The sequence below is a fragment of the Enterobacter sp. fkY84-1 genome (assembly GCF_052974705.1).
In genome coordinates this window covers 1,570,420-1,583,706 of sequence record NZ_CP169393.1, presented here as the reverse complement: position 1 = coordinate 1,583,706, position 13,287 = coordinate 1,570,420, and the positions used below count along the sequence as shown (strand labels likewise).

Sequence of the window (13,287 nt, the reverse complement as noted above, 5' to 3'; positions counted from 1 at the left end):
TGAAGGCTTATTTTCATTCGAGGGAGTGTGCAGTGGCGACGTTATCCAGGCTTTTTATTCATCCGGTGAAATCCATGCGCGGCATCGGCGTCTCTCACGCGCTGGCCGACATGAGCGGATTCGCCTTCGATCGCATTTTTATGGTCACCGAGCCTGACGGTACGTTTATTACCGCACGCCAGTTCCCTCAGATGGTTCGCTTTACCCCTTCCCCGCTTCACGACGGTTTGCACCTTACCGCGCCGGACGGTTCCAGCGCGGTGATTCGCTTTGCTGATTTTGCGCCCGTCGATGCGCCAACGGAAGTGTGGGGGAACCACTTTACCGCGCGCATCGCCCCGGATGAAATTAACCGCTGGTTAAGCGGCTTCTTCTCCCGCGACGTGCAGCTGCGCTGGGTTGGACCTGAACTGACGCGTCGCGTGAAGCGACACGACGCCGTTCCCCTCTCCTTCGCCGATGGCTTCCCGTTCCTGCTGACGAACGAAGCCTCGCTGCGTGATTTACAGGGCCGCTGCAAAGCCAGCGTTCAGATGGAACAGTTCCGTCCGAACCTGGTGGTGACGGGTGCCGAGGCCTGGGACGAAGATACCTGGAAAGTGATCCGCATTGGCAGCGTCATATTTGACGTGGTGAAGCCCTGCAGCCGCTGCATTTTCACCACGGTGAGCCCGGAGAAAGGCCAGAAGCATCCTTCCGGCGAACCGTTGAAAACCCTGCAATCATTCCGCACCGCGCAGGATAATGGCGATGTCGATTTCGGCCAGAACCTGATCCCACGCTCCAGCGGCGCGATCCGCGTCGGCGATGAGGTCGAAATTCTTGCTCGTGGGCCAGCGAGAGTGTACGGCTCGGGTCAGGAGGAGGAGTTTGTCGACGTTGAGACCAACGTCGCCTCTGCGGTAGATATTCACTGGCAGGGCAACGTTATCCGGGGTAACAACCAGCAGGTGCTGCTTGAGCAGCTGGAACAAGCGGGGATCCGCATACCCTATTCCTGCCGCGCGGGCATTTGCGGATGCTGTCGTATCAGACTGGTGGATGGCGAAGTGAGTGCGTTGAAAAAGTCGGCAATTGGAAATGACGGCACAATACTGTGCTGTAGCTGCGTCCCGAAAACGTCCGTACAGCTGGAAGCTTAAACCGCCTGCTCGAGGCTGAAGGCATCCACGCGAAGCTGGGGCTTCAGCCTGTCGTTCATGACCTTAATGGCATCCCCGAGCTGCATCGTCCGCCCGGCAATCGTCACGCCAGGCTGGGCCAGCAGGCAGAGCGCGGCATTTTCGCCTGGCTCCACCACCAGCAGGCTCACCTCTTCTGCGGTATCGCTCAGGTTGACGCTGGCCGCATCGCCCGTTGCCGGGGTCCAGTTCATGCCGTGCGGCAGGAAATGCCAGCTCTTTGGCATTTGCGGCTTCAGGAAACGGATAGCCACCAGCGCATTTAATACCAGCTCGGCGCGCTGCTCTTTCGAGAGCATCAGATCGCGACATTTTTCCTCAAAGGAGAAATAAAGCGCAGCGTCATGAACGCAAAAGCCTGACGGGGAAAAAGCGTCCGGGGTTAACATTCGGCGGGCAAAACGAGAGCGAAACAACATGCCATTGGCTAAGTCGAGCATCATTCGGTCATGCTCGTCGCAAAAATACCAGCGCCAGTTATCGTCAGGTTTAATTCGCATGTTTCTCTCCCGTCCCCGAAACGTCCTGTACTAAAAATGTCCTGTTTGCCGCTTCGTTTATAACACCATTAATAAAAGACTATAATGTCTAAATAAGCAACAGTGACGGAATATAAAACAACCAGGGCTGGAAATAAAGCCCCGGTTGTCTGATTACGAGAAAAGATTAGATATGCGTAACGATTTCTTTAATCAGCGGCGGCCCTTTAAAAATAAAGCCGGAATAGATTTGCACCAGGGACGCACCCGCCGCCATCTTCTCACGCGCAGCTATCACGGAGTCAATGCCGCCGACGCCAATAATCGGCAGGCGGCCATTTAATTCCGCAGACAGGGCACGAATAATTTCGGTGCTTTTTAATTGCACCGGACGGCCACTTAACCCACCCGCTTCGTCACAGTTTTTCATTCCCTGCACGAGGGAACGATCGAGCGTGGTATTGGTCGCAATTACACCATCAATATTATGGCGAACCAAACTGTCGGCAACCTGGATCAATTCTTCGGCAGAAAGATCCGGGGCGATCTTAACCGCGACCGGAACATATTTGTGGTGGATCGCCTGGAGTTCATTTTGCTTATTTTTAATGGCACTCAGAAGATCGTCCAGCGCTTCACCATATTGTAAGGATCGCAGGCCCGGGGTATTGGGTGACGAAATATTCACCGCAATATAACCGGCATAGGCGTAGACTTTTTCCATACAAATCAGATAGTCATCTTTACCCTGCTCGACCGGCGTGTCTTTATTTTTGCCGATATTGATGCCCAGTATTCCGTCAAAGTGGGCTTTTTTTACGTTCTCGACCAGGTGATCAACACCGTGGTTGTTGAAGCCCATGCGGTTGATCAGCCCTTCGGCTTCCACCAGTCGGAACAGGCGCGGTTTGTCATTTCCCGGCTGCGGGCGCGGGGTGACGGTACCGATTTCAATGGAGCCAAAGCCCATCGCGCCCAGGGCATCAATGCACTCGCCATTTTTGTCCAGACCGGCCGCCAGACCCAGCGGATTTTTAAAAGTCAGCCCCATGCACTGCACAGGTTTTACCGGCACATGCTGGCGCACCAGCGCGGCCAGAGGCGTGCCGGTAATACGACGTAATTGCTGGAATGTAAATTCATGAGCGCGCTCAGGGTCGAGCTGGAAAAGGGCTTTACGAACGAAGGGGTAGTACATGAACTCTCCTGGATTCCCGGTGTGCAAACCGGGAGGGGATTATGGGCGATCCCATCGCGAAAGGGAATTGACCTGCGGCAAAAAAAACCGCGTAAAACGCAATCGTTTACCTCCCCGTCCATTTCTTATGCACTTTTTCGCATTTTAATTGCAGATAAATCATTTAGTGGAATAAACGCGCGGTGTCACACTCCTTAAAATTGTTATGAATGTTAGATAAAAGCAAACAATTAGTTATAAGGAGGAAGTATGCGCGTCATTACCCTGGCCGGAAGTCCACGATTCCCTTCGCGCTCCAGCGCCCTGCTGGAATATGCCCGTGAAAAACTGAATGCTCTGGATGTGGAAGTGTGCCACTGGAACCTGCATAACTTCGAACCTGAAGATTTGCTCTACGCCCGTTTCGACAGCCCCGCGCTGAAAACCCTCATTGAGCAACTTAACGGCGCGGACGGCCTGATCGTAGCAACGCCCATCTATAAGGCCTCCTTTTCCGGGGCCCTGAAAACCCTGCTCGATCTGCTTCCGGAACGCGCGCTGGACGGCAAGGTGGTGCTGCCGCTGGCAACGGGCGGTACGGTTGCCCATTTACTGGCCGTGGATTATGCCCTGAAGCCGGTGCTGAACGCGTTGAAAGCGCAGGAGATCCTCCACGGCGTTTTCGCCGATGACTCACAGGTCATCGACTATCAACACAAACCCCACTTTACGCCTAACCTGCAAACCCGCCTCGATAATGCTCTGGAAACGTTCTGGCATGCCCTGCATCGCCGGGATATCCAGGCCCCGGCGTTTGGTCAGCCTCAAGGAGTCGCACATGTTTAAAACGTTAACCCGCATCGGACTGGCAGGTTTGATGGCGCTTACCTCGCTGGCCCATGCCGCAGAAACGGCTCCGGAAAGTTTACGTATCGGGTATCAGAAAGGCAGCGTCAGCATGGTGCTGGCAAAAAGCCACCAGCTTCTGGAAAAACGCTTCCCGGACACCAAATTCTCCTGGGTGGAGTTCCCGGCCGGCCCGCAGATGCTGGAGGCCCTGAACGTGGGCAGTATCGATCTCGGCAGCACGGGCGATATCCCACCTATATTCGCCCAGGCCGCGGGAGCGGACCTCCTCTACGTTGGCGTTGAGCCGCCAAAGCCTAAGGCCGAAGTCATTCTGGTGCCTGAAAACAGCGACATTAAAAGCGTCGCCGATCTTAAAGGCCATAAGGTCGCTTTCCAGAAAGGTTCCAGCTCACACAACCTTTTGCTACGCGCTCTGCAAGAGGCCGGGCTTAAGTTCACCGACATTCAGCCCGTCTACCTGACTCCCGCTGACGCGCGCGCCGCGTTCCAGCAGAAGAACGTTGATGCCTGGGCCATCTGGGATCCGTACTACTCCGCCGCATTGCTGCAGGGTGGCGTTCGCGTGCTGAAAGACGGTACCACGCTGAAGCAGACCGGTTCATTTTATCTTGCCGCGCGCCCTTACGCTGAAAAGAACGGCGCATTTATTCAGGGCGTGCTGGATACCTTTACCCAGGCCGATGCCCTGACTCAGAGCCAGCGTCAGGAGAGCATTGCCCTGCTGGCGAAAACCATGGGCTTACCTGAGCCGGTGATCGCGAGCTATCTCAACCACCGTCCGCCGACCACCATTACGCCGGTGGACGCACACGTCGCCGCACTTCAGCAACAAACGGCTGACCTCTTCTATCAAAACCACCTGGTTCCAAAACAGGTCACTATTCGCGAACGCATCTGGCAACCCGCAGGCAAAGAAGGAGCTAAATCATGAGTCTGAATCTTTTCTGGTTTTTACCCACCCACGGTGATGGACACTATCTTGGTACAGAAGAGGGTTCACGCCCGGTTGACCATGGCTACCTGCAGCAGATTGCACAGGCGGCGGACCGAATCGGTTTCACCGGGGTGCTGATCCCAACCGGAAGATCATGTGAAGATGCCTGGCTGGTCGCCGCGTCGATGATCCCGGTCACCCAGCGTCTGAAGTTCCTTGTCGCGTTACGCCCGAGCGTCGTCTCCCCTACCGTGGCGGCACGTCAGGCGGCCACGCTGGACAGGCTGTCCAACGGCCGCGCCCTGTTTAACCTGGTAACGGGCAGCGATCCACAGGAGCTGGCGGGCGACGGCGTGTTCCTCGACCATACCGAACGCTATGAGGCCTCCGCCGAGTTCACCCGCGTCTGGCGACGCCTGCTGGAAGGGGAAACCGTCACCTTTGAAGGCAAGCATATTCACGTTCGCGACGCGAAGCTCTACTTCCCGCCGGTGCAGCAGCCGCGCCCGCCGCTCTATTTTGGCGGGTCGTCGGATGTAGCCCAGGATCTGGCAGCGGAGCAGGTCGACCTCTATCTGACCTGGGGCGAACCGCCTGAGCTGGTGAAAGAAAAAATCGCTCAGGTCCGCGCGAAAGCGGCCGCCCATGGCCGCAAGGTGCGCTTCGGTATTCGCCTGCACGTGATTGTGCGTGAAACCAATGATGAGGCCTGGCGGGCGGCGGACCGTCTGATTTCTCATCTGGACGATGAGACCATCGCCAAAGCGCAGGCCGCGTTTGCCAAAACCGACTCCGTCGGGCAGCACCGGATGGCGTCCCTGCACAACGGGAAGCGCGAGAATCTGGAGATCAGCCCGAACCTGTGGGCGGGCGTCGGTCTGGTGCGCGGCGGTGCGGGTACGGCGCTGGTCGGCGACGGCCCGACCGTGGCCGCGCGCATCAATGAATACGCCGAACTGGGTATCGACAGCTTTATTCTCTCCGGTTATCCGCACCTGGAAGAGGCGTACAAGGTCGGCGAGCTGTTGTTCCCGCATCTTGATGTCGCCATTCCGGAGGTTCCGCAGCCGCAGCAGCTCCAGCTGCAGGGCGAAGCCGTGGCAAACGAATTTATTCCACGCAAAGCCGCACAGAGCTAAGGAGGGATCATGTCTGCCACCTCACAAAAATGGCTGCTGCGCGCCGCGCCGTGGTTTTTACCCGTCGGCATTGTGGCGCTCTGGCAGCTCGCATCGTCCACCGGCTGGCTGTCGAGCCGCATTCTGCCCTCTCCGGAGGGCGTTGTAGAAGCGTTCTGGTCGCTGAGCGTCAGCGGAGAGCTGTGGCAGCATCTGGCGATCAGCTCCTGGCGCGCCGCGATCGGGTTTTCCATCGGCGGCAGTATCGGGCTGGTTCTGGGTCTGCTGAGCGGCCTTTCACGCTGGGGCGAGCGGCTGCTGGATACCTCCATCCAGATGCTGCGCAACGTGCCGCATCTGGCGCTGATCCCGCTGGTCATTCTGTGGTTTGGGATTGATGAGAGCGCCAAGATCTTCCTCGTGGCGCTGGGCACGCTGTTCCCGATTTACATCAACACCTGGCACGGCATCCGCAATATCGATCGTGGTCTGGTGGAGATGGCGCGCAGCTACGGCTTATCGGGTTTTTCCCTCTTTGTTCATGTGATTCTGCCGGGCGCCCTGCCCTCCATTATGGTCGGGGTGCGTTTCGCGCTCGGCCTGATGTGGCTGACGCTGATTGTGGCGGAAACCATCTCAGCTAACTCCGGGATTGGTTATCTGGCAATGAACGCCCGCGAATTCCTGCAAACGGACGTGGTGGTAGTTGCCATTATCCTTTATGCCCTGCTCGGCAAACTCGCTGACGTCAGCGCCCAGTGGCTGGAGCGCAGCTGGCTGCGCTGGAATCCGGCCTATACCCTTCAGGAGGCGAAAGCATGAATACTGCACGACTGAATCAGGGGACCCCGTTACTGCTGAACGGTGTCACCAAACGTTACGGCGATAACACCATTCTTAACGGGCTGGATCTGCATATTCCCGCCGGGCAGTTTGTGGCCGTAGTCGGGCGCAGCGGCGGCGGCAAGAGTACGCTGCTACGGCTGCTGGCCGGACTGGAAGCCCCCAACGGCGGCGACATTCTGGCAGGAACGACGCCGCTTTCGAATATTCAGGACGATACCCGCATGATGTTCCAGGATGCACGCCTGCTGCCGTGGAAATCGGTTATCGACAATGTCGGGCTCGGTCTTAAGGGTAACTGGCGGGATGAAGCCCGCCAGGCGCTGGCCGCCGTTGGGCTGGAAAATCGCGCCGATGAATGGCCTGCTGCCCTTTCGGGTGGGCAGAAGCAGCGCGTGGCGCTGGCGCGGGCGTTGATTCACCGTCCGGGCCTGCTCTTGCTCGATGAACCACTGGGCGCGCTCGACGCCCTGACGCGAATCGAAATGCAGGATTTGATTGGTTCCCTCTGGCAGACGCACGGCTTTACGGTACTGCTGGTGACGCATGACGTGAGCGAAGCCGTCGCAATGGCCGACCGGGTGCTGTTAATAGAGGAAGGAAAAATCGGTCTGGATTTGACGGTGGATCTTCCACGGCCTCGTCACGTGGGCTCGGCAAGACTGGCGGAGCTGGAGGCAGAAGTGCTGGATCGGGTGATGAAACGCGGGAGCACGGAGTTACAGCGAGCTAAGGCTAATGCCTGATGCCCTCACCCCCGGCCCTCTCCCACAGGGAGAGGGAGGGTAAACTTTTATTACGCTAACGCTTTAGCAATCTTCTCGTACAGATCGCCAGACAGGTTTTCCAGCCCTTTCAGCTGCTCAAGCGCGGCACGCATCTTCGCCTGACGCTTCTCATCGTAGCGTTTCAGGCGGATTAGCGGCTCTATCAGACGCGACGCCACCTGCGGGTTACGGCTGTTCAGCTCGGTCAGCATTTCCACCATGAACTGATAACCGCTGCCGTCTTCGGCGTGGAACGCGGCGGGGTTGCTGCTGGCAAACGCGCCAATCAGCGAGCGCACGCGGTTTGGATTGCTCAGGGTAAAGGAACGATGCTTCAGCAGGCTGCGCACCTTGCTGAGCGCATCGGCCGCCGGGCTGGTCGCCTGCAGGATGAACCATTTATCCATTACCAGACCATCCTGATGCCACTTGTCGTCATACTCCTGCATCAGCGCATCGCGGCACGGCAGTTCGGCGGCAACGCTTGCGCCCAGTGCGGCCAGCGCGTCGGTCATGTTATCCGCCTCGTGATACTGCTTGCTCACCAGGGTGTTCGCCAGCTCGGTTTCACCAAACGCCAGATAGCGCAGGCAGGTGTTACGCAGAGAACGTTTACCAATGTCCGCATGCTCAACGCGATAAGCGTCAAGCTTGTTGGCGTTATAAATGGCGAGGAACTCGTCCGCCAGTTCAGCAGCCAGCGTACGGGTCAGCGCTTCACGCACCGCCACGATCGCGATCGGATCGATAATCTCGAACAACTCCGCGATTTCCGTTGCTGACGGCAGGGTCAGAATTTCAGCGGCCAGCGCCGGGTCAATCTTCTCATCCAGCAGGATCGCGCGGAACGCGTCAGCTACGTGAACAGGCAGCGACAGCGGCTGACCCTGCTGGTGACGGTTTACGTTGATCTTGATGTAGGTCGCCAGCAGGCTTTGCGCCGCATCCCAGCGGGAGAAGTCGTTGCGGGCGTGACGCATCAGGAACGTCAGCTGTTGATCGCTCCACTTGTACTCCAGCTTCACCGGCGCGGAGAATTCACACAGCAGCGCAGGCACCGGCTGGAAGTAGACGTTATCGAAGATAAAGGTCTGCTCGGCCTGGGTCACGTTCAGCACGTGGTGTACCGGGTGGCCGCCCTTCTGCAATGGAATGACTTTGCCCTCGTTATCGTACAGCTCAATGCTGAACGGAATATGCAGCGGGTATTTCTCTTCCTGCTCTGCCGTCGGCGGCGTGCGCTGGCTGATGGTCAGCGTGTACTGCTCGGTTTCCGGATTGTAGTCGTCTTTGACGGTAACAACTGGCGTACCGGCCTGGCTGTACCAGCGGCGGAAGTGGGAAAGATCGACATTAGAAGCATCTTCCATCGCCTGCACAAAATCGTCGCAGGTGGCCGCGCTGCCGTCATGACGCTCGAAGTAGAGCTGCATCCCTTTCTGGAAGTTCTCTTCCCCCAGCAGGGTGTGGATCATGCGGATAATTTCAGCGCCTTTCTCATACACCGTCAGGGTGTAGAAGTTGTTCATTTCGATGACTTTATCCGGACGGATCGGGTGCGCCATTGGGCTGGCATCTTCCGCAAACTGCAGGCCGCGCATGGTACGCACGTTATTGATGCGGTTCACCGCGCGTGAACCCAGATCGGAGCTGAACTCCTGGTCACGGAAGACGGTCAGGCCCTCTTTCAGGCTCAGCTGGAACCAGTCGCGGCATGTGACGCGGTTACCGGTCCAGTTGTGGAAATATTCGTGGCCGATGACGCGTTCGATATCGAGATAATCTTTATCGGTGGCGGTATCGGTGCGCGCCAGCACGTATTTGGAGTTAAAGACGTTCAGGCCTTTGTTCTCCATTGCGCCCATGTTGAAGAAATCAACGGCAACGATCATATAGATGTCGAGGTCATATTCGAGGCCAAAGCGCTCTTCGTCCCACTTCATGGAGTTGATGAGCGAGGTCATCGCCCACGGCGCGCGGTCCAGGTTACCACGGTCAACAAACAGCTCCAGCGCCACTTCGCGGCCTGAGCGCGTTTTGAAGGTGTCGCGCAGCACGTCGAAGTCCCCCGCCACCAGCGCAAACAGGTAGCACGGTTTCGGGAACGGATCCTGCCACTGAACCCAGTGACGGCCATTCTCCAGCTCGCCTTCGCCTACGCGGTTGCCGTTGGAGAGCAGGAAGGGATACAGGGTTTTATCGGCGATGATTTTGGTGGTGAAGCGCGCGAGGACGTCCGGGCGGTCGAGATACCAGGTAATGTGGCGGAACCCTTCCGCTTCACACTGGGTACACAGCGCCACGCCTGACTGGTAAAGCCCTTCCAGCGCGGTGTTGGCGGCCGGGCTGATTTCATTCACGATGCGCAGCGTAAACTGTTCCGGCAGGTTGTCGATGACCAGCTGGTTGTTTTCTTCTTTATAGTCTGACCAGGCTTCATCATTAATATGCAGGGAGACCAGCGTCAGGTCTTCGCCATCCAGACGCAGCGGCACAGCAGTTGCGCTGTGGCGCGTCACCTGACTCACCGCCGTGACAACGGTTTTAGTGGCATCCAGGTCAAAAGTCAGATCGATTTCGCTAATCAGATAATCCGGCGCACGGTAGTCGTGGCGGTATTTGGCTTGTGGCTGTTGTGTCATAGAAAACCTTATGCATCGTTTGTCGAGTAACGTTTCAATATATTCCTGTTGCGCAAAACGCGCTATGCAGAATGTTCATCTTTTCAGGGTCAATACCTTTTTTTGCTACATTTGTATAACACGGGGCACAAAATGCCCTCGACCATAAAACGCGCTTATGTTGTGATCGGGGTTCAATAAATCACTAAACAAGGTATACTCCGGAGTTGTTTATTGTACTAAACGCTCCTGTGAGAGGATGCTACTGCGCACCTATGACTCAATTCGCTTCTCCAGTTCTGCATACGTTGCTGGATACCGACGCGTATAAACTGCACATGCAGCAAGCCGTTTTCCACCATTACTATGACGTTCATGTCGCGGCGGAATTCCGCTGCCGTGGCGACGACTTGCTCGGTATCTACGCAGACGCCATTCGTGAACAGGTCAATGCTATGCAGCATCTGACGCTGCAGGACGAGGAATATCAGTGGCTTTCTGGCCTGCCTTTCTTCAAAGCCGACTACCTGAACTGGCTGCGCGACTTCCGCTATAAGCCGGAGCAGGTCACCGTGGTTAACGATAACGGCAAGCTGGATATTCGCCTTGCAGGTCCGTGGCGGGAAGTGATCATGTGGGAAGTGCCGCTTCTGGCGGTAATCAGTGAACTGGCTCACCGCTACCGTTCCCCGGAAACGGGCGTAGCGCAGGCGGTGGCCTCGCTGGAAAAGAAACTCGCTGACTTCTCCACGCTGACCGCAGGGCTGGACATGTCCCGCTTCCGCCTGATGGACTTTGGCACCCGCCGCCGTTTTTCGCGCGACGTACAGGAGGCCATCGTTAAACGTCTGCAGCAGGAGCCGTGGTTCGTGGGCACCAGTAACTACGATCTGGCCCGTCGCCTCAATCTGACGCCAATGGGTACCCAGGCGCACGAGTGGTTCCAGGCGCATCAGCAAATTAGCCCTGACCTCGCCAAGAGCCAGCGCGCAGCGCTGGCCGCATGGCTTGCGGAGTACCCGAATCAACTCGGAATTGCCCTCACGGACTGTATTACGATGGATGCCTTCCTGCGCGACTTTGGACCTGAATTTGCGGAGCGTTATCAGGGGTTGCGCCACGATTCCGGAGATCCGGTTGAGTGGGGTGAGAAGGCGATTGCCCATTACGAGAAACTGGGCATTGACCCGATGAGCAAGGTGCTGGTCTTCTCCGATAATCTCGATCTGGCGAAAGCCGTCGAACTCTATCGCCATTTCAACGCCAGAGTGAACCTGAGCTTCGGGATCGGTACCCGGTTAACCTGCGACATTCCTCAGGTAAAACCTCTGAATATCGTGATAAAGCTGGTGGAATGTAACGGCAAACCGGTGGCGAAACTCTCCGACAGCCCGGGCAAAACCATCTGCCATGACAAGGCGTTTGTCCGCGCGTTGCGCAAAGCCTTCGATCTTCCCCAGATCAAAAAAGCCAGTTAAGCGCTTAAGGGAGCCTTCATGGCTCCCCTCTTCTTATTTATTTCTCAATTCTTCCCTTTTGACCGCGAAATTTACTTGTCTGATAGCGGATGGCAGGTAACATAGATATCCCCCCATAAGGGTGGACAAGTGTTTATTTTTTCCGACTATTAACAGAGAGAATATTATGAGCGTTGTGCCTGTAGCCGACGTACTCCAGGGCCGTGTCGCCGTTGACTCAGAAGTCACCGTGCGCGGATGGGTGCGTACCCGCCGAGATTCTAAAGCTGGCATCTCCTTCCTTGCCGTCTATGACGGTTCCTGCTTTGATCCTGTACAGGCCGTCATTAATAATTCTCTGCCCAATTACAATGATGACGTTCTGCACCTGACGACGGGCTGTTCCGTTATCGTCACCGGCGTGGTCGTGGCATCCCCGGGCCAGGGTCAGAGTTTCGAAATTCAGGCTTCTGCCATTGAAGTCACCGGCTGGGTTGAAGATCCGGATACCTATCCGATGGCGGCTAAACGTCACAGCATTGAATATCTGCGTGAAGTGGCGCACCTTCGTCCACGTACCAACCTGATTGGTGCGGTTGCCCGTGTCCGCCACACGCTGGCGCAGGCGCTGCATCGTTTCTTCGATGAGCAGGGTTATTTCTGGGTGTCTACCCCGCTGATCACCGCGTCCGATACGGAAGGCGCCGGTGAGATGTTCCGCGTCTCAACGCTGGATCTCGAAAACCTGCCGCGCACCCCGGAAGGTAAAGTGGACTATGACAAAGATTTCTTTGGTAAAGAGGCCTTCCTGACCGTATCCGGTCAGCTCAACGGCGAAACGTACGCCTGCGCGCTGTCTAAAATCTACACCTTTGGCCCTACCTTCCGTGCCGAAAACTCCAACACCAGCCGTCACCTGGCGGAATTCTGGATGCTGGAGCCTGAAGTGGCGTTCGCCAACCTGGACGATGTCGCGGGTCTGGCGGAAGCGATGCTGAAGTATGTCTTCAAAGCGGTGCTGGAAGAGCGTCCGGACGACATGAAATTCTTCGCCGAGCGCGTAGACAGCGACGCGGTAGCCCGTCTGGAGCGCTTCGTCTCTGCCGATTTTGCGCAGGTGGACTACACCGACGCGGTGGCGATCCTCGAGAAATGCGGTGAGAAGTTCGAGAACCCGGTTTACTGGGGCGTAGACCTGGCGTCTGAGCACGAGCGCTATCTGGCCGAGAAGCATTTCAAAGCGCCGGTTGTCGTTAAAAACTACCCGAAAGACATTAAGGCCTTCTATATGCGCCTTAACGAAGACGGTAAAACCGTGGCAGCGATGGACGTCCTGGCGCCGGGCATCGGTGAAATCATCGGTGGCTCTCAGCGTGAAGAGCGTCTGGACGTGCTGGACGCGCGTATGGAAGAGATGGGTCTTAACCCTGCGGACTACAGCTGGTACCGCGATCTGCGTCGTTACGGTACCGTACCGCACGCCGGTTTTGGTCTGGGCTTTGAGCGTCTGATTGCCTACGTGACCGGTGTGCAGAACGTTCGTGACGTGATTCCGTTCCCACGTACGCCACGTAACGCCAGCTTCTAATCGGTAAAAGACTAAAATGGCCAGCCTGTGCTGGCCATTATTTTATCCTGTATTGTCAGTTTTCGTCAGCGTAAAGTCAGCATCTTCAAACCTTCACCCCGTCACAACCACTACCTGTTACGTTTTGTTTCCGCGAAATATCCAGCCACAAAAAATAAACCCCATTCTTATTGCGCTTATTACATCCTCAAGCAATAGCACAAATTTCAACCAATTTTACAGCCATCCAGAAGGCTTTTCGGCGTCATAAGA

At 56.6% G+C, this 13,287-nt stretch carries 11 protein-coding genes; 8 read left to right on the top strand and 3 right to left on the bottom strand.

Translation table 11 applies throughout. The annotated features are described in order from the left end of the window. The first annotated feature begins 32 nt into the window (after positions 1-32). On the top strand, positions 33-1,142 hold the full coding sequence (locus ACEPLT_RS07370) for a YcbX family protein (RefSeq protein ID WP_021240860.1): 1,110 nt from the start codon (positions 33-35) through the stop codon (positions 1,140-1,142). Here ACEPLT_RS07370 and zapC read toward each other — a convergent pair. Together zapC and pyrD are read right to left on the bottom strand one after the other, a co-directional pair. Further along, complete coding sequence (gene zapC, locus ACEPLT_RS07365) at positions 1,139-1,681, bottom strand: cell division protein ZapC (RefSeq protein WP_232928328.1); 543 nt, start codon at positions 1,679-1,681, stop codon at positions 1,139-1,141. The two genes, ACEPLT_RS07370 and zapC, sit on opposite strands and share 4 nt — an antisense overlap. A 166-nt stretch (positions 1,682-1,847) precedes the next feature. Then, positions 1,848-2,858 carry a quinone-dependent dihydroorotate dehydrogenase gene (gene pyrD / locus ACEPLT_RS07360; RefSeq protein WP_008499939.1) on the bottom strand — a complete coding sequence of 337 codons (1,011 nt, stop codon included), beginning with the start codon at positions 2,856-2,858 and terminating at the stop codon, positions 1,848-1,850. Positions 2,859-3,107: 249 nt separating this feature from the next. Here pyrD and ssuE point away from each other — a divergent pair, with 249 nt between their 5' ends. Genes ssuE through ssuB form a run of 5 tightly spaced genes read left to right on the top strand, consistent with a single transcriptional unit; the run spans position 3,108 to position 7,348 of the window. Further along, positions 3,108-3,683 (top strand): NADPH-dependent FMN reductase, encoded by a 576-nt coding sequence (gene ssuE, locus ACEPLT_RS07355; protein WP_008499940.1) that lies wholly within the window; start codon positions 3,108-3,110, stop codon positions 3,681-3,683. Beyond that, positions 3,676-4,638 (top strand): sulfonate ABC transporter substrate-binding protein, encoded by a 963-nt coding sequence (locus ACEPLT_RS07350; RefSeq protein ID WP_032674476.1) that lies wholly within the window; start codon positions 3,676-3,678, stop codon positions 4,636-4,638. The genes ssuE and ACEPLT_RS07350 overlap by 8 nt, the downstream gene beginning before the upstream one ends. After that, on the top strand, positions 4,635-5,780 hold the full coding sequence (gene ssuD, locus ACEPLT_RS07345; RefSeq protein WP_023327036.1) for an FMNH2-dependent alkanesulfonate monooxygenase: 1,146 nt from the start codon (positions 4,635-4,637) through the stop codon (positions 5,778-5,780). Before ACEPLT_RS07350 ends, ssuD begins: the two co-directional genes overlap by 4 nt. A 9-nt stretch (positions 5,781-5,789) precedes the next feature. After that, positions 5,790-6,581, top strand: coding sequence for an aliphatic sulfonate ABC transporter permease SsuC (gene ssuC, locus ACEPLT_RS07340; RefSeq protein WP_032674474.1), 792 nt, complete (start codon positions 5,790-5,792; stop codon positions 6,579-6,581). After that, complete coding sequence (ssuB, locus tag ACEPLT_RS07335) at positions 6,578-7,348, top strand: aliphatic sulfonates ABC transporter ATP-binding protein (RefSeq protein ID WP_032674473.1); 771 nt, start codon at positions 6,578-6,580, stop codon at positions 7,346-7,348. The genes ssuC and ssuB overlap by 4 nt, the downstream gene beginning before the upstream one ends. A 50-nt stretch (positions 7,349-7,398) precedes the next feature. On the opposite strand, the gene pepN is transcribed toward ssuB, so the two are convergent. Next, on the bottom strand, positions 7,399-10,011 hold the full coding sequence (gene pepN / locus ACEPLT_RS07330; RefSeq protein ID WP_032651183.1) for an aminopeptidase N: 2,613 nt from the start codon (positions 10,009-10,011) through the stop codon (positions 7,399-7,401). A gap of 254 nt (positions 10,012-10,265) precedes the next feature. Here pepN and pncB point away from each other — a divergent pair, with 254 nt between their 5' ends. Then, positions 10,266-11,468: a nicotinate phosphoribosyltransferase gene (pncB, locus tag ACEPLT_RS07325; protein ID WP_232928326.1), complete on the top strand. Its 1,203-nt coding sequence runs from the start codon at positions 10,266-10,268 to the stop codon at positions 11,466-11,468. Positions 11,469-11,634: 166 nt separating this feature from the next. Further along, the gene (gene asnS, locus ACEPLT_RS07320; RefSeq protein ID WP_021240867.1) at positions 11,635-13,035 is read left to right on the top strand and encodes an asparagine--tRNA ligase; all 1,401 of its coding nucleotides are present in this window, start codon (positions 11,635-11,637) and stop codon (positions 13,033-13,035) included. Positions 13,036-13,287: the final 252 nt, after the last annotated feature.

Excerpts from the sequence above, each read along its gene's own strand:
- ssuE (WP_008499940.1), top strand. The coding sequence starts at position 3,108 with ATGCGCGTCATTACCCTGGCCGGAAGTCCACGATTCCCTTCGCGCTCC.
- ssuD (WP_023327036.1), top strand. The coding sequence starts at position 4,635 with ATGAGTCTGAATCTTTTCTGGTTTTTACCCACCCACGGTGATGGACAC.
- ACEPLT_RS07350 (WP_032674476.1), top strand. The coding sequence starts at position 3,676 with ATGTTTAAAACGTTAACCCGCATCGGACTGGCAGGTTTGATGGCGCTT.
- ssuC (WP_032674474.1), top strand. The coding sequence starts at position 5,790 with ATGTCTGCCACCTCACAAAAATGGCTGCTGCGCGCCGCGCCGTGGTTT.
- zapC (WP_232928328.1), bottom strand. The coding sequence starts at position 1,681 with ATGCGAATTAAACCTGACGATAACTGGCGCTGGTATTTTTGCGACGAG.
- ssuB (WP_032674473.1), top strand. The coding sequence starts at position 6,578 with ATGAATACTGCACGACTGAATCAGGGGACCCCGTTACTGCTGAACGGT.
- pyrD (WP_008499939.1), bottom strand. The coding sequence starts at position 2,858 with ATGTACTACCCCTTCGTTCGTAAAGCCCTTTTCCAGCTCGACCCTGAG.
- pncB (WP_232928326.1), top strand. The coding sequence starts at position 10,266 with ATGACTCAATTCGCTTCTCCAGTTCTGCATACGTTGCTGGATACCGAC.
- pepN (WP_032651183.1), bottom strand. The coding sequence starts at position 10,011 with ATGACACAACAGCCACAAGCCAAATACCGCCACGACTACCGTGCGCCG.
- asnS (WP_021240867.1), top strand. The coding sequence starts at position 11,635 with ATGAGCGTTGTGCCTGTAGCCGACGTACTCCAGGGCCGTGTCGCCGTT.